Here is a 20843-nt window from a genome sequence, read left to right as displayed (position 1 = left end):
CGTGTCGTCTCCTCCTCCCGGCCCGCCGTTTCCCGGGCGAGGCCATGTGCCGTGCCGGCGCGGCGAGTCGGTGCGTCGCCGCACCACCGGGCGCAGCGCGCGGGCGCGTTCCCGCCGAGGGCACCGCCAGGCCGCGTCCGCCGTCCCCGCGCCGCACGGGCGCACCGGACACGTACGAACAGCCACCCTGACGCGTGAACGGCCACCGCTTCCGGCCGTGTCGAGCCTCGTCGCCCCCGTGCCCGATGACTCAGTGGGAGCCGAGGTGCCACCGGCCGTTCGCCAGGTCGAGCGTCGCGGTGTACCGGGCCCGCTCCGGCGGCATCACGCCGAGGTGCCACCGCTGCGACAGGGGGGACAGCTTGACGGTCACCATGTCCCCGGAGGCGGTTCCGACGTTTCCGATCCAATGGGGGTTCTCGCCGAGCAGCCGTTCCGGCAGCGCGTTCTCCGGCTCCGGAACCCGCACCGACGGGACTCCACCGGCCTCGATCAGAGCGGAGCCGGCCAGCAGGGCCAGCATGCGGCCGAGGAGCGACGCGGGCACGGCAGCGTCCCGCGACTCCACCAGCAGGTAGCAGTCGTCGTGCCCGGAGAGGGAGAAGCGCGACTCCGCGAGGTGGGGGAGGACCGGCTCGTTGCCGAAGGCCGTGCCGATGACCAGGGCGAGCTCGTCGAGCTGCGCGGGGGTGGTCCCCGACGGCACGTCGACCAGAGCCAGTTCGTAGGGTGACCAGGTGGCGCCGAGGAACCGGGGCAGGCTGCTCCGGTCCATCACCAGGAACTCCTCGCTCAGCCCGATGGAGACGCGGGCCCACGCCCCGAGCCGGTGGACGGTGCAGTCGACCCCTTGCTCCGCCGCGATCAGCGACGGCTTCCACTGCCGGTCGTCCTCGTCCAGGAAGCTGTTCGTCCCCAGGTTCACGACGACGACCGTGTCGTTCGCCGTGCGGGTGAGCACGTCGATCAGCTCTCCCGCACGAGCGGCGGCCGCGCTGATCATCCATGAGCCGTCGGCCTCGCCGACACTGAAACTCAGCGGAAACGGCAGGCACTTCACACCGACACAGTTGGTGCTGAACGCCCCGCTGGAGTCCACCTGTATCACTGCCGCATCCCCCTCGTGAACTCGCCCGTGCTCAGGCCCGCGCAGGCCATCATCCACTGCCTCGACCCGCCCTGGTGGAACACCCGGGCGCCCCGAACCCGGGTGAACTGCCGTACCCGCTCCCGGGGATGCTCCCGGTTCGGAGACGCGGCCCGCGGCCCGCGGCCCGCGGCCTGCGGCCGGTCCGTCGGTCCGTCGGTCCGGCGTCAGTCGGCGGCGCGGCCGGCGTTCACGGCCGGGTCGAGGTGACCTGGTCCTGGTGCTGTTCGAGCCAGGTCCGCCGGGCGCTCAGTCGGGCGCGCGTGCGCGGTGTCCGGGCCCGGACGGTGTACAGCTCCGTCGCCAGGACGCTCAGGGTGACCGGCAGGAGCCGGTCAGGGCGGGCCGGGCGGACCTGGTGGAGTTGGTCCCAGGCCGCGCCGACGGCCCGTTCCGGTGCCACGGCGGGCTCCGCCACCGTGCCGGATCCGCGGTTCAGCCGTGGTGCGCCGGGACCCTGAGCAGGTCGCGAACCGTGGCGGCGGGCATGTAGCAGCGGAGCAGGGCGAGGCCGATCCTGGGCAGGTCGGCCTCGTCGCGGTAGAGCAGGAACATGGGCTCGTGGCGGGGCTGGAACTTCGCCTTGAAGGCGTGCAGCGAGCGGAAGCCGTAGTACGGCTCCATGGTGCTGCCCAGCTGGTCGAGGATGCGGTCGAGCACGGTCGGCGCTTCGGCGGTTCCGCTGCGGGCCAGCGGCGCGCCCGAGAGCGAGAGGAAGCGCGCGCCGTCGTCGCGCAGCGCCATGCAGCTGGAGGCGATCATGAACTCGACCACGGGCCGGAAGCCGTCCCGGCGGCGCATCATGTCGAGCGTCCAACCGCGGGGAGCCCCGTCGTGGTCGTAGACCGGCATCCAGGACGTGACGCCGTAGAGGTGGCCGTCACCGTCCATCGCCAGGCCGACCCGCATCCGCGGGTCCAGGGCCTCGTCCACCCCGCCGAGCGTGAAGCCCATCTCCGGCAGGCCCTTGTCGCCGACCCATTCCTCGGAGATCGCGCGGACCTGCGACTGGACGGGGCGGGGCTGTTCGGCGAGTGCGCCGAGCCGGTACTCCACGCCGTCCTTCCCGGCCCGGTTCAGCGCGGTGCGCACGTCCTGCCACGCCTTGCCGCGGAACTCCAGGTCGGGCAGGTCGATGACGGTGTCCTCGGCGACCTGGACCGAGCGCCAGCCCAGGGCGCCGGTCGCCTCGGCGGCCTGCGCGGTCGCGGAGAACAGGCAGGGGACCAGCCCGGATCGGTCGCACATGTCGGCGAAGCGGGTGATGGTGCGGGCCCGGGTCCGCTCGGCGCCCACCGGGTCGCCGAGCGCGACGGCGACGCCGGCGTGCACCCGGTAGGCGAGGTAGCCGTCGTCCCCGTCCCCGTCCCCGTCCCCGCCCCCGCCCCCGCCCCCGTCGTCGTCGGGGAAGAAGTAGGAGTTGTCCCGCCAGGTGGTCATCCACGAGAGGTTCCCGCCGCCGTGGCGCACCAGCAGGTCCGTCGCCCGTTCCTGCGGGTCGGCGTCCGCGGCCGGCCCGACGGCGCCCGAGGGGTGTCGGCCCGGCCGGTGCGGGCCGCCGGGCGGGGTGCGGCGGCGCACCCGGCGGCGCGGACGCCCGGCCCGGAAGGCCTCCCGGCCCGCCAGCAGGACGACGGCCTCGGCGGTCCACAGGATCGCGGCGGGCACGAAGACCGCCGCCCCCGTGACCGTCACCTCCTCGCCCAGGATCCGGCCGACCACGTAGGCCACCGCGACGAGCAGGCCCAGCAGCACGTTGGCGAGGCAGAGCAGCAGGCTCCAGCGCCAGGCGACCCGGCGCCCGCCGCGCAGCCCGTTGACCAGCAGGGCGATCAGCACCAGGGAGATCAGGAGCTGCCAGCCCGACCCGCCCTCGCCCGAGGTGTTCCCGAGCGGACCGCGGCTGGGCGACAGCCGGACCACGGTCTGGATCGCCGCGAGGAGGACCAGTCCGGCGACCGCCAGCAGCCGCCACTCCCGGCGGCTGAGCCGGCCGGAGGTGGGGGCCGCGCCGGGCACCTTCAGCCACCGGGTCGCGATCAGGGCGCCGGCGACGGCGATCGCGTGCTCCACCTCGACGAGGCCGCCGACGTAGAGCAGCCACACGGTGACGTACGTGAGCAGGCCCATCCGCAGCCGTTGCCGCCACGGCGAGGCCAGGGCGGCGGAGGCCAGCGCTCCCGCGCACAGCGCGCCCGCCGACAGGCCGACGTCCACCGCGCGCGCCTGCTCCCTGGCCCAGGCCCAGTCCGTGTGGCGCAGCACGAGGAACAGCAGGGCCGCGAGCAGTACCGCGCCGAGCTGGCCGAGGACCGTCGCCGCCGCGGCCCAGCGGGTTCCGAGGCGGGCCTCCGCGAGCCCGACGAGCAGGACGACCGCGAGCAGGACCAGCAGGTAGTCGGCGGGTGTCGCGCACAGTGGCGACCCGGTGATCAGGGTCCACCAGCGCCCGGCCTCGAACGAGGGCAGGCCGTACGCGACGTCGGGGTACCAGGAGCGGTCCGAGACCGGGTGCCACAGGCCGCCGACGGACAACCCCACGAGCAGGATCAGCGCAGCCGTTCCGGCCGTGAACGGCAGCCGCCGGACCGTCGAGGCCGCCGCGACCGCCACGGTCTTGGCGCGCCGTTCTGCCGGGGCGGTTTCTGCGGGCACCTCGCACCTCCGTGCCGGTGGTCGCGCCGGGCCGGTGCGCGACCCGGCAGCCCCTCACACAGCGTAGGTCAATCCGTCCAACTCCTCCTGGCGGAGCGGCTGTCGGCGAGGTCGGGCGCGGGAGCGGGGAGGCGGGGCCGGCCGTGCGGCGCCGCGCGGTGCGGCCGGTCGGCTGTGCCGGTCCGTCGTGCCGCGGTGCGGGTCGCGGTGCGGGTCGCGTCGTCCTCGGGGGCCCGCCCGGGCGCCCGTCGTGGCGGCGGGGGCGTGCGCACACGCGGAAATGTTGTCATTGACAACATGAAGGGGTCCGGGCAGCCTGGGGGCATGAGCGCATCGCACAGCAAGTGGACCGCCGCGGACCTCCCCGCGCAGACCGGCCGCACGGTCGTCGTCACCGGAGCCACCAGCGGAATCGGCGCCGTGACCGCCCGGGAACTCGCCCGGGCCGGCGCCCACGTGGTGCTCGCCGTCCGGGACACCCGGCGCGGCGAAGCCCTCGCCCGGGGCCTGCCGGGCAGCACCGAGGTGCGGCGACTGGACCTCGCCGACCTCTCCTCGGTCCGCGGGTTCGCCGCGGGATGGCACGGCCCGCTCGACGTCCTGGTGAACAACGCCGGCGTGATGGCGATCCCCGAGGCGCGCACGGCCGACGGCTTCGAGAGGCAGTTCGGCACCAACCACCTCGGCCCGTTCGCCCTCACCAACCTGCTGCTGCCGCAGATCACCGACCGCGTCGTCACCGTCGCCTCCAACGCGCACCGGCGACCGGGCGTGGACATCGACTTCGACGACCTCGACTCGCGCAGGTCCTACCGCCCCTGGCGGGCCTACCAGCAGTCCAAGCTGGCCAACCTGCTCTTCACCAGGGAACTCCAGCGCCGGCTCACCGAGGCCGGCTCCGCCGTCACCGCGCACGCCGCCCACCCCGGCTACGCCGCCACCAACCTGCAGAGCGGCGCCGCCGGCGCCGGCCAGCGGCTGATGATGGCGATCGCCAACCGCCTGGTCGCCCAGTCGCAGGAGCAGGGAGCGCTGCCCTCGCTCTACGCGGCCACCCAGCCCCTGCCCGGGGTCAGCTACACCGGACCGGACGGCCGCGGCGAGCTGCGAGGCTTCCCCGCCCCCGCACAGCTCAGCCCCCACGCCGTCGACGACGCCAGGGCCCGCCGCCTGTGGGACGTCTCCGAACGGCTCACCGGCGTGGGCTTCCCCACGACCCTGAGTCGCTGACGGCGGGCGCCGGTCCGACCGCGGCTCCCCCTGCGGGGCCGCGCGTCCGCGGCCGCCCTCCCGGGCCGCGACCGCCGGCCGCACCTGACCGCCCGTCCGTGCCGGGGTGGTGGGCGACCGTCGACCCCCGGTGGTGGCCGGCCGTCGAGGCCCGGTGGGGGTGTGCCCGCCGGCCGTCCTACGCGTCCGGTTCCTCGGTGAGGCGTCGGAGGAGGCCGAGCAGGGTCGTGCGATCCGCCTCGGGCAGCGCCGCGAAGCAGTCGGCGAGGACGTCGTCGGCGACCTGGTGGCCGGCGGTCAGGACCTGCTCGCCCGCAGGTGTGAGGTGGTGCTCGATGCGTCGGCCGTGTCCCGGCCGGCGTTCGACGAGGCCCTGGGTCGTGAGGCGGCCGACGAGCGCGCCGAAGGCCTGCTCGGTCTGGAAGGTCGCCGTGGCCAACTCGCGCCCCGAGGCGCCGGGTGCGCGGCTGATCGCGCGCAGGGCGTCCCACTGGGCCAGTGTCGTGCCGACGTCCGAGAGCGCGCTGTCGAGCGCCCGGTGCTGTCGGTACTGGGCCTGCTTGACCGCTCTGCCGAGTTCTTGCAGCTCATTACGCATGCGTCGAGTCTATGCCAAACGAAACTAGCTTATATAAACATCATTAGTTACCCTGAGGCATGCCCACCGACACAGCAGCCGTGTACGCAGACCTGCCCCTCACCCTGACCGAGGCCGGAACCGGCAGGCCGGTCCTCGTCCTGCACGGAGGCGGCGGCCCCGCCACCGTCGCCGGCCTCGCCCGGCACCTCTCCGGCCTCGCCCACACCATCACCCCGGTGCACCCCGGCTGGGACGGCACCCACCGCCCCGGGTGGCTCACCGGCATCGACGACCTCGCCCTCGCCTACCTGCACCACCTGCACGACCGCGCCCTGCGCGACGTCCTCGTCGTCGGCTCCTCCCTCGGCGGCTGGACAGCCGCGGAGATGGCCGTACGCGACACCGCGGGAATCATCACCGGTCTCGTCCTGATCGGCGCCGTGGGCGTGCAGGTCGACACGGAACCGATCACGGACTTCTTCGCCCTCGACGCCCGCAGCGCCGCGGAGCACTCCTGGCACGACCCGGACCGGTACCACGTCGACCTCGCCGACGTCCCGGCCGAAGAACTCGCGCGCAGGCAGGCCAACACGGCGACCGTGCGCCTCCTCGCCGGCGACCCCTACATGCACGACCCCAAGCTGCTGCGCCGGATCGGACGCGTCCGGGTGCCCACCCTCCTGCTCTGGGGCGCGAGCGACCGCATCGTCACACCCGCCTACGGCGCCGCGTACGCCGAGGCCTTCGGCAACGGCCGACTGGAGGTCGTCCCCGAGGCCGGCCACCTCCCGCAGATCGAGCAGCCCGACGCCACCTTCGCCCTGATCGACGCCCACCTCCGCCGGACGGGCACCGCTTCCCCCGACGCCGGGTAGCGGTCGCGCCCGGGGCCGGGACGTACCGGCCCGGGAGGCGGCGGTCCGGGGCGGGTGGATCCGTCCTCCCGCGTCGGCCGGCGGTGCGCCGGACCGGCCGGATCCGGTGCTCCTTGATGGCCCGATGTGACAGATCCTGGTCATTGCGGCCGTGGCCGGCCGGGCGGAATGATCAGGGCATGCCCCCACCGCACCGTGTCGTGATCGTCGCCTTCCCCGGCATCGAGCTGCTGGACGTCACCGGCCCGGCCGAGGTGTTCTCCGTCGCCACCCGAGTCGCCGGAACCGACCAGCCCGGCTACCACGTGCAGATCGCAACGGCCGACGGCGGTCCGGCGGTCACCTCCAGCGGCGTCCGGCTGATGGCCGACCTGGCCCTCGACGAGGTGTCCGGCCCGATCGACACCCTGCTGGTGTCGGGGGCGGTCGAGATCGCCGACGGCGGCGTGGAACCGGTGATCGACCGTGAAGTCACCGACTGGCTGCGCCACGGGGCGTCCCGCGCCCGGCGGGTCGGCTCGGTCTGTGCGGGAGCGCACGTGCTGGCCGCCGCCGGGCTGCTCGACGGCCGGCCCGCCACCACGCACTGGCTCACCGCGGCCCGGCTGGCCGCCGACCACCCCCGGGTCCGGGTCGACCCCGACCCGATCTTCATCCGGGACGGGCAGGTGTGGACCTGCGCCGGCGTCACCTCCGGGATGGACATGACGCTGGCCATGGTCGCCGAGGACCACGGCCAGGACCTCGCGCTCGCGACCGCCCGGATGATGGTGATGTACGTCAAACGCGCCGGCGGGCAGAGCCAGTTCAGCGTGCCGCTGTCCGTCCGGAGCTGCGAGGACGACCGGATCGACGAACTGCGGATGTGGATCGCCGAACACCTCGTCGAGGACCTCTCCCTCGAAGCCCTCGCTGCCCGGACGCACCTGAGCGTGCGCCACTTCACCCGGCTGTTCCACCAGCGCACCTCCACGACACCGGCCGCCTACGTGGAGGCGGCCAGGCTGGAGGCCGCCCGGCGGCTGCTGGAGGACAGTCACCGGAGCCTGCCGGAGGTCGCCGCCGCCAGCGGCCTCGGCTCCGTGGAGACGCTGCACCGCGTCTTCCGGCGGCGGCTGGGCACCACCCCGGCCGAGTACCGCCGGCGCTTCTGACCCGCCCGCCCCCGCCTGCCCCCACCGCCCCTCACCTGCCCCCGCCGCCCCCGCCCGCCCCCTTCCGCCGGCACCGGCGAAGGGCCGAGCTCCGCCGTGCCCGCACGGCGCGGCACCGCCGCACAATCCGGAGGAGAGCCATGTCCCGCACGAAGGTCGTCCCGATCCCGGTCATGGGCCGGCACGCCGTCAACGCCTACCTGCTGCTCGGCCGCAGGCCCGTCATCGTCGACGCCGGAACCCCCGGGAGCGGCCGGAAGATCCTCGACGGGGTCACCGCCCACGGCGTCGACCCCGCCGACGTCTCACTGATCGTCATCACCCACGGCCACATCGATCACTTCGGTGCCGCCGCCGAACTGCACCGGCTCACCGGCGCGCCCGTCGCCGGCCACGTCGCCGACCTCGGGCCGTACCGGTCCGGCCGGGTCCGCGAACCGTACCTGCCCACCGGTCCGATGGGCCGCCTCATGGCCCGCAACAGGAACCTCCACGTCCGGGCCGAGCCGGTCGAACCCGGCGTGCTCGTCCGCGGCGAGACGAGCCTGGAGGACTTCGGTGTCGCGGCGCGCATCATGCCCACCCCCGGCCACACCGCCGGATCGGTCTCCGTCCTCACCGACGACGGGGACCTCGTCGCCGGTGACCTGGTCGCAGCCTCCTTCATGGGCCTGATCCCCGGCAGGCCCGCCAACCCGCCCTTCCACGACGACCCCCGGCAGAACCTCGCCAGCCTCCGCCGGATGCTCGCCCTCGACCCCACCGCCCTGCACGTCGGCCACGGCACCGCGCTCGACCCGGACCGGGTGCGGCGGTGGGCGGAGAAGGAACACGACCGCCTCGCACGGCTCGACGCCGCCGGCCGCCTCACCACCCGCGGCGAGTGACGCGGCGTCCGGACGCGGCGTCCGGCCCGGGCTCAGGAGGCCGGGCCCGCGGGCGGTGCGCCGGTGGTCGCGGCGTCGTACAGGGCCCGGGCGGCGGAGCCGAAGTAGGCGCTGTAGGACACCTGGGGGGTGTTGCCGCCGATGTGGTAGCCGCCGATCACCCCGATCACCGCCCAGCCGCCCGGCCACGGCACCAGCATCGGCGCCCCCGAGGTCCCGCTCACGAAGCCGTCGCAGGCGATGCGCTGGAAGGTGCCCGGGTCGGCGGGGTCGTCGCCGACCCACCGGGTGGTCCGGCCGAGGCACTCCAGCGGCTTCTGCGCGCGGCTCGGGTACCCGATCATCCGTACCGGCGCGTGGACGTACCCGGAGTCGGTGAGCAACTCGACCGCGCCGACCGCGTCCTGGATCCGCCGCCCGTCCTGGCCGGCCTCGGTCACCGCGAACCCGAAGTCGTACGCGGCCCCGGCGTGCGGGCCCCGGTCGTAGTACTCCTGCGGGACGTGGACGCCGTTGGTCCTGACCGGGAAGACGCCGAACGGCGCGAGCCCGTCGTGGTACTGCGGAACGAACCCCAGGTGCCGCTTGGGGGAGGTGCCGGAGTACCCCGAGAGGCAGTGCCCCGCGCTCAGCACCAGGTCGCGGCCGGGGCTGCGCACCACGGAGCCGCTGCAGCTCCGGCCCGTGCCCCCGGCGTCGGTCCAGAAGAAGGCCCCGACCTGGGGGATGCCGTCGAAGCTCCTGCTCGGGGGCGTGACCTCGCCGGGCAGCGGCCCGTCCGCGGTGGCCGGCGCGGCGCGTCCGGTGTCGCCGGGCAGCGCGGCCGCCATCCGGGCCGCGGTCCAGTACGCGCCGAGCTGCCTCGCGTCCGGAGCGCCCGTGTCCGGACCGCCCGCGTCCGGTGCCGCGGCGGAGGCGGTCGGGGCGGGCCCGGTGCCCAGGACCAGGGCGGCTGCGACGGCCGCGGCGTGCCTGATGACCCGTGTCCTCGTCGGTGACGAGGCGGACGTGCCCGCGGGATGCTGTGACATACCCGCAGTGTCGGGTTCGGGCGGGGTGCGGGGGCGGACACCCTTCGCGATCTTCACTCGAAAAGGTGAAGGGCGTGGGCGTGTACGGCCGACGGTCCGGCTCGTGCCGCCTCGGCGTCCGAGGAGGACGAGCACCGGCCGCCGTCGGCGGTCGCGCCGGGCCGTGCCCCGCGGATCCGGCCCGGCGGGACACCGGGATAATGATCTTGGATGTCGGCTGGTGCTGAGCGGGGGCGGGCGGGGTGCGGATCAACGTCATGGGGCCACTTCAGGTCGTACGGAGTGCGGACGGGTCGGCGTCCGGGGTCGGCGGGGCGCGGCTTCGGCTGCTCCTGGTCCGGCTGGCCCTCGACCCCGGGCGGGTGGTCACCCGGGAGCGTCTGGTGGACGACCTCTGGGGGGACACCCCGCCGGAGGAACCGGCCGGCGCCCTGCAGTCCCTGGTCTCCCGGCTCCGCCGGGCACTGGGCGACGACCGGGCGGTGATCGGCACGCACCCCGCCGGGTACCTGCTCGACCTGCCCCGCAGCAACGTGGACGCCTGGGACTTCGAGCAGCGGGTCGCGGCCGGGCGGGCGGCGCTCGCGTCGGGCGGGTTCACCGACGCGGTCGCGCTGTTGGACGGGGCACTGGAACTGTGGCGGGGAACGCCCTTCGCGGACGCCGAAGGCGCGGGGTTCGTCGCGGCGCCGACGGCCCGGCTGACGGAGCTGCGGCTGTCGACGGTGGAGGAGCGGGCCGACGCCCTCCTCGCCCTCGGCGCGCCCGGCCCGCTGCCGCGCCTGGTCGCCGAACTCACCGGGCTGTGCGTCGCGCACCCGCTGCGCGAGCGGGCCGCCGTCAGGCTGATGCGTGCACTCCACGCGGACGGGCAACAGGCGGCGGCGCTGGAGGTGTTCGAGCGCACCCGGCGGGCACTGGCCGAGCACCTGGGCGCCGACCCGTCAGCCGAACTGCGGGACGTCCACCTGCAGGTGCTGTCCGGCGGGACGCCGCCCGCACCGAGGCCGACCTCCGCCACCACCGCGGACCCGGCCCGGCGTACCGCCCTGCCCACCTGGCTCACCGGCCTGGTCGGCCGCGACGAGGCACTGACGGCGATCCGTGAACGCCTGCACCGCTCCCGCCTGGTGACGCTGACCGGGCCGGGCGGTGTCGGCAAGACCCGGCTGGCGATCGCGGCCGCGACGGCCGCACCGCCCGCGACGGACGTCCGGCTCGCCGAACTCGCGGGCGCCGCCGGGCCGGACGCGGTGGCCCGGGCCGTGCTGGCCGCCGTCCGCCGCCCGGCGGACACCGGGGTCGCGGCCGGCGGCCTGCCCACGGGCGGTCAGACCGGGGATCCCGTCGACCGGATCGTCCGAGCCCTGGAAGAGCGTGCGGACCGTGAGGTCCTGCTCGTCCTGGACAACTGCGAGCACCTGATCGAGGACGCGGCCCGGCTGGCCCACCGCCTGCTGGCCGCCGCGCCCCGGCTCACCGTGCTGGCCACCAGCCGCGAACCGCTCGGCGTCACCGGCGAGGTGCTCTGGCCGGTGGCGCCGCTCGCCGTGCCCGAACCCGGTGGCACCGCGCAGGAGGCACTGGCGCACCCCGCCGTCGCCCTGTTCACGGAGCGGGCCGCCGCGGTCTGCCCCGGATTCTCCCTGGACGACGACACCGTCGAGCCGGTCGTCCGGATCTGCCGGGAACTGGACGGCCTGCCGCTGGCCCTCGAACTGGCGGCGGCCCGCCTGCGGGCCCTGAGCCCCGGGCAGGTCGCGGCCCGGCTGCACGACCGGCTCCGGCTGCTGGACAGCGGCTCCCGCACCGCCCCCGACCGGCACCGCACGCTGCGCGCCGTCATCGGCTGGAGCTGGGAGCTGCTCGACGAGGACGAGCGCGTCCTGCTGCGACGGCTCTCCGTGTTCGCCGGCGGGGCGGCCCTGCGAGACGCGCACCCGGTCTGCGCCGGGCACTGGCCGGGTGGCTCGGCGCCCGACCCGACGGCCGTGGAGGACCTGCTGGCGTCCCTGGCCGACAAGTCCCTGGTCGCGGTCGTCGGCCGGGAGACCGGCGCGGTGCGGTACCGGCTGCTGGAGACGGTCCGCGCGTACGCCGCCGAACGGCTCGTCGAAGCCGGCGAGGCCGACGCGACCGCGGCGGCCCACCTGCGCCGGTTCGTCGAGCTCGCCGAGACCGCCGAACCCCGGCTGCGGACGGACGGCCAGATCGGCTGGCTGGCGCGCCTCGACGCGGAACAGGGGAACCTGGACGCCGCGCTGCGCCGGGCGGTCGCCGTCGGCCCGCCGGAGCACGCGCTGAGGCTGACGGCCGCCCGGGCCTGGCCCTGGCTGATGCGTGGTCAGAGCCGGGAAGCCGGCGAGTGGACGGCGGCCGTCCTCGCGGTCCACGGCCGCACCCCGCCGCCCGGCCTGGAGCAGGCGCACGCCCTGTGCGTGATCCTGTTGCAGCTCACCGCCCCGCTCCGGGAGCCCGGCGACGCCGTGGTCCCGCCGGAGGCGACGGGTGCGGCGCTGATCACCGCCCAGCAGGCCGATCACCCGGTCGCCCTGGCCGCCGCGCTGCTGCTCGCCATGGCGGGGCCGCCGGACGCGGTCGGCACGACGGCGCAGCGGTACGGCGAGCACCCCGACCGGTGGACGCGGGCAGCCGCCCACCTGGTGGCCGGCCGGATCGAGCTGGGCGAGGGCCGGATCGGACCCGCCGAGCACCGCCTGCGGACCGCGGTGGACAGCTTCCGGGCGCTGGGCGACCGCTGGGGGCTGGCCATGGCGCTGGTCACGCTGGCCGCGCTGCTGTCCGTCACCGGCGCGGCCGACGAGGCGCTCGCCGCCCTGACGGAGGCCGGGGAGCGGGACGCCGAGACGGGCGGCCGCGGCGAGGCGTCGCTGGCACTGCTGCTGTCGGGCCGGCTGCGGACGCGCCGCGGCGAACCGGCTGCGGCCCGGTCCGACCTGGAGCGCGCGCTGGCCGCCGCCGACCGCGCCCGGGACCCCCACCTGCAGGCCGCCGTCCACTACGCGCTCGGTGAACTCGACCGGCGCGTCGGCGACTTGGACGCGGCCCTGCGTGGCCAGCAGGAGGCGCTGCGGCGGCTGGAACGGCTGCCCGCGACCGGCCCCGGCGCCCCGGCGCGGCTGCACCTGCTCGCCCTGCTGCACAGCGGCCTGGCCCGGATCCGGCAGCGGCGCGGCACGCCGGACGCGGCCGGCCCGCTGCACCGCAGGGCCCTGGAGCTCGCGGCGGACAGCGGCGACCGGCCGGTGCGGGCGGACGTGCTGGAGGGGTTCGCGGAGCACTGCCTCGCGCTCGGCGAGGCGGCCCGCGGCGCGGCGGCGCTGGGCGCCGCGTACGGCCTCCGCGGGGCTCACGACGCGGGAGATCCGGAGCTGCGGGCCGTCCTGGACGGCTGCGCCGAGATGCTCGGGGAGTCCGGCTTCCGGGCCGCTTGGGAGCGCGGCCGGGCGTTGTCGAGGCCGGAATCGGCGATCCTGGAAGCAATCTGACGATTCGTCAGGAGTGGGCCTGCGCCTGCCGCGCCACCCGGGACGGGTGGCGCGGCAGGGCGGACGCGTGATCAGCCGCCGAACGGCCGGTGGTCGGGTGCGCAGACCGTACCGGGGGCGGGCAGGACACCGTCGATCAGGTAGCGGGCCTCGTGCCGGGCGGCACAGTCACTGGGGTTGGCCAGCACGGTGTGGCCGTAGCCGTCGACGGTCAGCAGCTGTGCGCGGGCGAGCGAACGGGCCATCGCGCGGGACCCTTCGTAGGGCATGGCCGGGTCGCCGGTGTTGGCGACGACCAGGATCGGCCGCGCGGTCGGGTGGTTCCAGGGGCCGTCGTACCGGTCGCGGTCACGGGCCGGCCAGCCGGCGCAGCGCTCGTCCGCCCAGGCGAAGTACGGGCCGACCTCGCCGGAGCGGGCCCGCGCGGACGCCGCCAGGGCCGGGTAGTCGGCCCGGGCCGGCGGATCGGCACTGTCCGAGCACGCCACCGCGAGCGCCTGGTCCGGCGACCGGTGGAGGACGGGCGGCAGCGGCGCGGACGGTGCGGCGGGCGCCTCGGTCGCGGCCCACAGCGTCTGGAGCGTCGCGCCGAGCCCGGTCCAGCCGGTGCCGAGGAAGCCCGGGACGGGATTCGCGGCGTACAGCGAGAGGATCGTCGCCTCCACGGCCGCGCCGGCGGTGAAGGTCGCGCCACCGACCGCGACCGGCCGCACACGCAGCCGGCGGAGCAACTCGTCGTACCTGGCTCGGGTGGCGGCAGCCGTCCCGGCGGAGAACGCGCAGGCCCCGGAGCCGACCTGGGCGCACTGGTCGAGGAAGGCGTCGAGGACGCGGCCGGCGGCCAGGTCACTGCCGTTGCGCAGCAGGGCGCCCGTGGTGGCGGCCTGCCCGCCGTGGCCGGTCGACCAGGCCACCGGGTCCGGGGCGCTGTCGAGGATCACGGCGCGGACCCGGTCGGGGAACAGGCCGGCGTAGGTGGCGCCGAGGTAGCTGCCGTACGAGGTGCCCAGGTAGGTGAGGCGACGGTCGCCGACCGCGCGGCGGAGCAGGTCCATGTCCCGGGCGACGTTCGCCGTGGAGACGTGCGGCAGCAGGTCCGGGTTGCGGGCCGCGCACTGCCGGGCGAGGCGCTGGTACGCGGTGACCCAGGCCGACTGCTGGTCCGCGTCCTCGGGATAGCCGGCGGCGGTGCCGGCCAGCAGGGCCTGCTCGTCCGCCGGGTCGTCGAAGCACCGGACGGGAGCGCTGCCGCCGGTGCCGCGCGGGTCGAAGCTGACGATGTCGAAGCGCTTGCGCACCTCCTCGGGGAACCGGTCGAGCATCACGGGCAGGGCCGCGGTGCCGGGCACGGCCGGGCCGCCGGGGTTGTAGAACAGCGAGCCGATCCGGTGCGCCGGGTCGTCCGCCGGGTGGCGGATGACGGAGAGGTCGATCCCGGCGCCGCGCGGGTCGTCGTGGTCGAGCGGCACCCGGGCGGTCGCGCACTCGAAGCCGTCCCCGCACGTCGCCCACGCGAGCCGCGGTACCGGGGCGGTGTCGGGCGCGGCCATGGCGGTCGCCGGACACACGGCGGCCAGCAGCGCGGCCGCGGCGGCGCCCGCGCCGAGCCTCCACGAGGCCGCGCGTCGGGTGGCGGTGCGGGACGCCCCGGGGTGGCGCGGACCGGGGGCGGAGCCGGTGGGAGGGGAGGTGCGAGTCACGCGAGAGCCCTTTCGTCAACGGGCCGGGCGGTCGTCCGCGCTCCTCGGTCGCGGCGCACCCCCGGCTCGTCCGACGGTTCCGCACCCCGCTGGCAATGCGCTGGCAGACCGCTGGCACCCCCGGGCAGACCCCTGGCAGACGACTGGCAGACCCCGGGCGGCGGGTCTGACGCCGTCCGGAAACGCGCCGGCAGCGCCCGTCGAACCGGGAGGTGTGGCGGCGGATCTGCCCGGCGCGGGGTCCGGTTCTCATCCCTGGCCGTTCGATCCACCGCGGTGTAACGTTTTGATCAAGCAGTCGTGGTTCCGAAGTTCTCGCCCGCGGTTACGTGCCGTGGGCGTTCTTGCTGTTCAGCGCGTCTCCGGACCAAGGCGATCACCTCCGGGCCCGCACCAGTGGAGCCCGATCAGTGCCCACGAAGGAGAAGCGCATGGCTACCGGCACGGTGAAGTGGTTCAACGCCGAGAAGGGCTTCGGCTTCATCGAGCAGGACGGCGGCGGGCCCGACGTCTTCGCTCACTACTCGAACATCGACGCCCAGGGCTTCCGTGAACTCCAGGAAGGCCAGAAGGTGGCCTTCGACGTCGTGCAGGGCCAGAGAGGCCTGCAGGCGGAGCACATCCGCCCTGCCTGACCCCGCGCACACGAACGGGCGCCCCGCACACACCCGTGCGCGGGGCGCCCGTCCGTCTCCACCGGCACGGAGGCCGCGTACCGCTTCCTCCGCGGCTCCCGGGTGCAGGGCGGTCAGCTCCACGTTCCGGACCTGCCGGACCTGCCGGACCTGCCGGACCTGCCGGGTCCGACGTGCCGGGTCCCGCTACGACGGCCGGCCGGCCGCCTCGGGACCGGCCGGCCTGGTGAGGAAGTGCTGCCGCACCCGGTCGGTGACGACCCGCCGCAGTGTCGGCTGCACCACCTCCGAGGTCGGGAGCGCCTCCCAGCTCGTGTACGGCCACCACCGATCGTGCGCGGCCAGCAGCATCCGTTCGCCGCCGGCGAGGTCACCCTCGACGGCGTACCAGCCGGCGAGCCACAGGCAGAGGTAGTACTGCTCCGGGAGTTCGCCGAGCGACCCGACCAGCGCGCGGCCGCGGGCGAAGTCGTTGGTTTGGGCGATCGCCTCCCAGGCGACCCGCTTCTCCCGCGGCTCCAGCGCCGCGAAGTCGCGGTCCAGCAGCCACTCGCCGATCACGCCCTCCCGGGGGACGAGCGGCCCGCCCCAGTCGTAGTGGCACGGCAGCAACTCCTCGACCGGCCGGTGATCGAGCTGCTCGGCCAGCCAGAGCAGCCGGTCCCGCAGGATCCGGCCTTCCGGGACGCGGTCGGCCGTGGCGCGCAGCCGGGGCTGTGCGGGCACGTCCGCGTACAGCTGGGCGACCAGGAACGCTTCGTCGAACGGCATGTCCTGGTCGCACAGGGCGCCGCCGCCCGGGCCTTGACGTCCGATCAGCAGCTCCGCCAGCTCGCCGGCCTCCGCGAAGCGGTCCTCCCAGCAGAGGATCTGGACGGCCGCCGCTCCGGCCTTCCACGCCGGGTCGGGTCGCGTGGCGGGATCGGTGGCCGATGCGAGCAGTTCGGGGAGCAGCTCCCGGTGTCCGCCGTGCCGCGCTCGGGAGATCAGACGTTCCGCAGATGTCACCGCACCACCCAAACACAGTCGGCTCCGGCCACCTGAAGCGCGTCCTCGGTGGCCGGCGTCCGAACCCGGCGGTCCTGCTCCGCGGGGGGTGCCGAGGCCGGGGGTCCGTCCGGTCGGACGGGCCCCGGACACCGGGATCAGCGCAGGACGCCGAGGTCCTTCGGGGTGGTGACGCCGTCGAAGGTCAGCAGGTGCCGGTCGGCGGGGACGGCGTACAGGTCGGGCTGTCCGTCGCCGTCGCCGTCACCCGGGGCGACCGGGGCGACCGGGGGCGGCACTCCGGTGACGGCCACTTCGGCGCTCCGAGCGGGGACCCCGAAGTCCGGCGGGACGGCATCGGTGCCTGATGAGAGGATCACCGGGGCGGTCTCCGGCCGCCCCCGTACGGCGCCGGGTGGCCCGGGCGGAGGACGATCGGTACACGGGAGCAGGGCACATCGTGCGGGGGCGCAACACGGAGCGGGACCGGATCGGGCGACTGCTGGCGGACGCCCGGCAGGGGACCGGCGGCGCGCTGCTGCTCCACGGCGAGGCCGGGATCGGCAAGACCGCCCTGCTCGACTGGGCCACCGGGCAGGCCGACGGCGCGCGCGTGCTGAGCGTCGAGGGCATCGAGTCGGAGATGGAGCTGGCCTACGGCGGGCTGCACCAGTTGTTCCTGCCCGTGCTGGACCTCGTCGACGCGCTGCCGGGGCCGCAGGCGGCCGCCCTGCGGGCGGTCTTCGGGCTGACGGCCGACGGCGTCCGCGACGGCTTCACCGTCGGCCTCGCCGTCCTCACGCTGCTGTCGGAGGCCGCCGCCGACGGCCCGCTGCTCTGCCTGGTCGACGACGCCCAGTGGGTCGACCAGCCCTCGGTGGACATGCTGACCTTCGCCGCCCGCCGACTTCGGGCGGAAGGCGTCGTGATGCTGTTCGCGGTCCGCGACGGGGCGCCGGGCGCGACCGTGAAGGGACTCCCCGGGCTGCTCGTCGAGGGACTGGAACGCACCGCCGCCGCCGAGCTGCTTCCGGGTCTTCCTCCGTACGTCGTGGACCGGGTGATCGAGGAGGCCGGCGGCAACCCGTTGGCCCTGATCGAGCTGTCGGCCTCGCTCACCCCGGCCCAACGTGCCGGTCGGATCGGCCCGTTGGCGCTGCCGGAGGCGGCCACCGGGAGGCCGAGCCGCATCCAGGACGGGTTCCTGGAGCAGATCCGGCGGCTGCCGGAGGCCACCCGGCAGGTGCTGCTGGTCGCCGCCGCCGACGACACCGGCAGTCTCGCCGTGGTGCTGCGGGCCGCCCGGGAGCCGGGCACGGCCCTGGACCATCTCGAACCCGCCGAACGGGCCGGGCTGGTGGTCCTGTCCGGGGAACTGCTGCGCTTCCGGCATCCGTTGGTGCGCTACGCCGCCTACCGGAGCGCCCCGCTCGCCCGGCGGATCGCCGCGCACCGGGCGCTCGCCGAGGCCCTGGGGGCGGTCGGCCAGGCCCACCGGCGGGCCTGGCACCTGGCCGCCGCGTCGACGGGACCGGACGAGCAGGTCGCCGAGGAACTGGAGCGGGTCGCCGAGTGGGCCGGGAACCGGCAGGCGATGGCGTCCGCGTCCGCCGCGTACGAACGCGCGGCGCAGCTCACCGCGGATCCGGACCGGCGGGCGCGCCGCCTGGTCCAGGCGGCCCGGAAGGCCGCCGACGCCGGCCAGGACGAGCGGTGCGGTGCGCTGGCCGACCAGGTGCGGCTGCCGCTGGCGGACCCGGGTGTGGCGGCGGACTTCGCGCGCGCCCGGGCGGTGGTCGAGCTGGGCTACCGCAGCCCGGACCGGGCCGCCCGGATCCTGCTCGACAGCGCCGACCCGACCGGTGTCGACCTGACCCGCGTCGACCCGACCGGTATCGACCCGACCCGCGTCGACCCGACCCGCGTCGACCCGACCGGTGCCGACCGCCCGGACGCGACGGCCTCACTGCTGACCGACGCGGTCCACGCGGCCTGGTCCGGCGGGAACGCCGCGCTGATCGAGGAGATCGCCTCCCGCGCCCCCGACCTGCCCGTACTGGCCGTGCCCGCCCGGCTGTTCGGCGGTGACGTGCCCGGCGCGCTCGACGCGCTGCGGCAGCTCGTGGAGCGCAGCCGGGACGCCGGCACCGGCGTGATGGACCGGCTGATGACCGGGATCTACTGTCAGCTGACGGGGGATCACCAGGCCGCGCGACAGGCCGCCGCCGGAGCGGTCGCCCACTGCCGGGAGCAGGGCATCAGCGGTTGGCTGCCCACCACGCTGGACCTGCTGGTCAGGGCGGAGCTGGCGCTCGGCCACCACGACGAGGCGACGGCCCGGGGCACCGAGGCGCTCGGGCTGGCCGAGTACTACGACCTCGCCCACCGGGCCGCCCACCTGCGCGCCGTCCTGGCGATGGCGGCGGCCCTCCGGGGCGAGGAGGAGCAGGTCCGTACGCTGACCGACGAGGCCCTGGCCTACGCCCGGCCGCGTGGCGTGGGCCGGGCCACGGCGGACGCCCGGTGGGCGCTGGGCCTGCTCGAACTCGGCCTGGGCCGGGCGGAAGCGGCCCTGGCGGAGTTGGAGGCGGCCCGGCGCGAGGTGGCCCATCCGCTGCTCTCGCTGCCCCTGCTGCCGGACCTGGTGGAGGCGGCCGTCCGGGCGGGCCGCCCGGAGCGGGCGGCGGACGCCGCGCGGCAGCTCGACGCGTGGGCCACCGCGCTGGGACGGCCCGCGCTCGCCGCCCTGGCCGCCCGGTGCCGGGCGCTGACCGGCCCCGACGGCGCGGCCGAGGAGCACTTCACCACGGCACTGGCCCTGCACGAGGGCGGCAGCGCGTTCGACCGGGCCCGTACCGCGCTGCTGTACGGGGAGTGGCTGCGTCGCCTGCGCCGCCGGATCGACGCCCGGGACCGGCTGCGCGCCGCCCGGGAGGACTTCGAACGGCTCGGTGCCCGGCCCTGGGCGGACCGGGCCAGGGCGGAGCTGGGCGCCGCCGGGGGAGAGACCGTGCTGACCACCCGCCAGGACGGGCCGATCAGCCTGCTCAGCCCGCAGGAGCGCGAGGTGGTCCGGCTGGCCGCGACCGGGGCGAGCAACCGGGAGATCGCCGCGCAGCTGTTCCTCAGCCCCCGCACGGTCGGGCACCACCTGTACCGGGCCTTCCCCAAGCTGGGCATCGGCTCCCGCACCGAACTGGCCGGCCTGCTGGCCTCGTGAGGCGGGCCGGGCCCGGCGCCGGGCCGGGGTTCAGGAGGCGGGGGCCGACTCCGGCGCCGACCAGATCAGCCGGGTCTGGGCGATCCGGTAGCCGGCCCGGGCGAAGGCGGCCGCCATCGGCGCGTTGTCGGTGTCCGTGGTGGCCGTGATCAGCTCCGCCCCCGCCTGCGCCTGCACCCGGGTGATCTCGGCCAGCACCTCGTCGACGTACCCCTGACCGCGCAGCTCGGGGACCACCCCGAGGTAGCCGACGTTGCGGTTGTACGGCGTCGCCGACGGGAGCGCCAGCCCGGCGACCTCGCCGTCGAGGGTGCGGGCCAGCCGCCACCACGAGCGCTCCCCGGGGCAGCCGAGGTAGAAGTCCATCTCCTCCCGGGCCGTGGCCTCGGCGCCCACCAGCGCGAGGGTGCGGCGGGTCTCGCCGTCCAGGCTGCCGACCGCGATCCGGCGGAAGACGTCGAGGAACTCCTCGTCCGTGCCCTCGGTGAAGACCAGCCGTCCGCCGGCGGTGGGCAGCCCGGCCTCCGGGGTCCACTCCAGGCGCAGCCGTTCCACCACGTCGGTGAGCCCGGCGGCCAGCGCGGCGTCGCGGCGCCAGTCGGTGGCGGCGACCACGGCCGGGTCCTCGCGCCGGCCCGGAGGCAGCGTCAGGTTGTAGAGCGGGGGCTTGGCCGCGCCCTGCTCGGCGAAGGCCCGCAGGCCGGCGCGGATCAGCCCGGCCCCGACCGCCGCCCGGTCGGCGACCGAGGGATCGACGTACAGGCAGTCCAGCGCGACGGGGTGCTCGCTGCTCGCCTGCCCCCACCACAGGGCGCGGGCCACCACCCGGCCGTCCTGCTCGGCGATCCAGGTCCACTCCGGGCGGTACATGCCCTCCCCGAGCTCCTCCAGGTAGCGGTCGGCGTCGATCCAGCCGACGGGCTCGTCCACCGTCACGGCGGTGACCCGGTCGAGGTCGGCTTCGGTGGTGGGGCGGAACAGCATCCGGGTCTCCTCGGTGTACGTGGTGACGGTGGCGCCGGTGTCGAAGACCCGGGAGTCGGTCAGGGTGAACCCGGTGGGGAGGAAGGGGGCCCGGGACAAGTCGAACCGGCCGTCGGGGCAGGCGATGTAGCCGTCGAGCGTGGTGTCGACGTAGGAGGTGAGCCGGCGCAAGGTCCTGCTTTCGTTCTGCTGCGGGGTGACGTCACCGACGCTACGGCGACGGCCGTCCGGCGGGCATCGGTCACCCCG

General features: G+C 75.8%; 16 protein-coding genes. 7 read left to right on the top strand and 9 right to left on the bottom strand.

The genetic code is table 11. The annotated features are described in order from the left end of the window. Positions 1-250 precede the first annotated feature (250 nt). The 3 genes from ACFV04_RS05620 to ACFV04_RS05610 all read right to left on the bottom strand — a co-directional run bounded on the left by ACFV04_RS05620 (position 251) and on the right by ACFV04_RS05610 (position 3802). The gene (locus tag ACFV04_RS05620) at positions 251-1108 is read right to left on the bottom strand and encodes a hypothetical protein (RefSeq protein ID WP_380527029.1); all 858 of its coding nucleotides are present in this window, start codon (positions 1106-1108) and stop codon (positions 251-253) included. A 229-nt stretch (positions 1109-1337) separates the two neighbouring features. Beyond that, a complete protein-coding gene (locus ACFV04_RS05615) occupies positions 1338-1550 on the bottom strand; it encodes a hypothetical protein (RefSeq protein ID WP_380527027.1) in 213 nt (70 codons plus the stop codon). Between the two features lie 32 nt (positions 1551-1582). Then, the gene (locus tag ACFV04_RS05610) at positions 1583-3802 is read right to left on the bottom strand and encodes a bifunctional lysylphosphatidylglycerol flippase/synthetase MprF (RefSeq protein WP_380527025.1); all 2220 of its coding nucleotides are present in this window, start codon (positions 3800-3802) and stop codon (positions 1583-1585) included. Positions 3803-4126: 324 nt separating this feature from the next. Here ACFV04_RS05610 and ACFV04_RS05605 point away from each other — a divergent pair, with 324 nt between their 5' ends. Next, complete coding sequence (locus tag ACFV04_RS05605) at positions 4127-5032, top strand: oxidoreductase (RefSeq protein ID WP_380527023.1); 906 nt, start codon at positions 4127-4129, stop codon at positions 5030-5032. Positions 5033-5210: 178 nt separating this feature from the next. On the opposite strand, the gene ACFV04_RS05600 is transcribed toward ACFV04_RS05605, so the two are convergent. After that, complete coding sequence (locus tag ACFV04_RS05600) at positions 5211-5630, bottom strand: MarR family winged helix-turn-helix transcriptional regulator (protein ID WP_380527022.1); 420 nt, start codon at positions 5628-5630, stop codon at positions 5211-5213. Between the two features lie 59 nt (positions 5631-5689). On the opposite strand from ACFV04_RS05600, the gene ACFV04_RS05595 reads away from it, so the two are divergent. The 3 genes from ACFV04_RS05595 (at position 5690) to ACFV04_RS05585 (ending at position 8528) form a co-directional block, all read left to right on the top strand. Beyond that, positions 5690-6487 carry an alpha/beta fold hydrolase gene (locus tag ACFV04_RS05595; protein WP_380345140.1) on the top strand — a complete coding sequence of 266 codons (798 nt, stop codon included), beginning with the start codon at positions 5690-5692 and terminating at the stop codon, positions 6485-6487. A 179-nt stretch (positions 6488-6666) separates the two neighbouring features. Then, on the top strand, positions 6667-7641 hold the full coding sequence (locus ACFV04_RS05590) for a GlxA family transcriptional regulator (RefSeq protein WP_380527021.1): 975 nt from the start codon (positions 6667-6669) through the stop codon (positions 7639-7641). Between the two features lie 140 nt (positions 7642-7781). Continuing rightward, positions 7782-8528, top strand: a complete 747-nt coding sequence (locus tag ACFV04_RS05585; protein ID WP_380345144.1) for an MBL fold metallo-hydrolase — start codon at positions 7782-7784, stop codon at positions 8526-8528. A 32-nt stretch (positions 8529-8560) separates the two neighbouring features. On the opposite strand, the gene ACFV04_RS05580 is transcribed toward ACFV04_RS05585, so the two are convergent. Beyond that, positions 8561-9559 (bottom strand): trypsin-like serine peptidase, encoded by a 999-nt coding sequence (locus tag ACFV04_RS05580; protein ID WP_380527019.1) that lies wholly within the window; start codon positions 9557-9559, stop codon positions 8561-8563. Between the two features lie 257 nt (positions 9560-9816). Here ACFV04_RS05580 and ACFV04_RS05575 point away from each other — a divergent pair, with 257 nt between their 5' ends. Continuing rightward, positions 9817-13068: a BTAD domain-containing putative transcriptional regulator gene (locus ACFV04_RS05575; protein ID WP_380527017.1), complete on the top strand. Its 3252-nt coding sequence runs from the start codon at positions 9817-9819 to the stop codon at positions 13066-13068. Between the two features lie 71 nt (positions 13069-13139). Here ACFV04_RS05575 and ACFV04_RS05570 read toward each other — a convergent pair whose 3' ends face one another. Continuing rightward, positions 13140-14768 carry an alpha/beta hydrolase gene (locus ACFV04_RS05570; RefSeq protein WP_380527015.1) on the bottom strand — a complete coding sequence of 543 codons (1629 nt, stop codon included), beginning with the start codon at positions 14766-14768 and terminating at the stop codon, positions 13140-13142. Between the two features lie 431 nt (positions 14769-15199). On the opposite strand from ACFV04_RS05570, the gene ACFV04_RS05565 reads away from it, so the two are divergent. Further along, positions 15200-15403, top strand: a complete 204-nt coding sequence (locus ACFV04_RS05565) for a cold-shock protein (protein ID WP_360268486.1) — start codon at positions 15200-15202, stop codon at positions 15401-15403. Positions 15404-15589: 186 nt separating this feature from the next. Here ACFV04_RS05565 and ACFV04_RS05560 read toward each other — a convergent pair whose 3' ends face one another. Together ACFV04_RS05560 and ACFV04_RS05555 are read right to left on the bottom strand one after the other, a co-directional pair. After that, positions 15590-16411 carry a hypothetical protein gene (locus ACFV04_RS05560; RefSeq protein WP_380527014.1) on the bottom strand — a complete coding sequence of 274 codons (822 nt, stop codon included), beginning with the start codon at positions 16409-16411 and terminating at the stop codon, positions 15590-15592. 137 nt (positions 16412-16548) lie between these two features. Then, on the bottom strand, positions 16549-16704 hold the full coding sequence (locus ACFV04_RS05555; protein ID WP_380527012.1) for a hypothetical protein: 156 nt from the start codon (positions 16702-16704) through the stop codon (positions 16549-16551). A gap of 146 nt (positions 16705-16850) precedes the next feature. Between ACFV04_RS05555 and ACFV04_RS05550 the strand changes: the two genes are divergently transcribed. Beyond that, entirely contained in the window at positions 16851-19610 is a 2760-nt protein-coding gene (locus tag ACFV04_RS05550) for a LuxR C-terminal-related transcriptional regulator (protein WP_380527011.1), read from the top strand. Between the two features lie 30 nt (positions 19611-19640). Here the strand turns inward: ACFV04_RS05550 and ACFV04_RS05545 are convergent, their stop codons facing one another. Further along, a complete protein-coding gene (locus tag ACFV04_RS05545; RefSeq protein ID WP_380527009.1) occupies positions 19641-20765 on the bottom strand; it encodes a GNAT family N-acetyltransferase in 1125 nt (374 codons plus the stop codon). Positions 20766-20843: the final 78 nt, after the last annotated feature.

It is taken from the genome of Kitasatospora sp. NPDC059599 (assembly GCF_042735125.1).
Lineage (GTDB): Bacteria > Actinomycetota > Actinomycetes > Streptomycetales > Streptomycetaceae > Kitasatospora.
The sequence above is the reverse complement of the archived record's forward strand: the minus strand, read 5'-3'. Positions and strand labels throughout refer to the sequence as shown.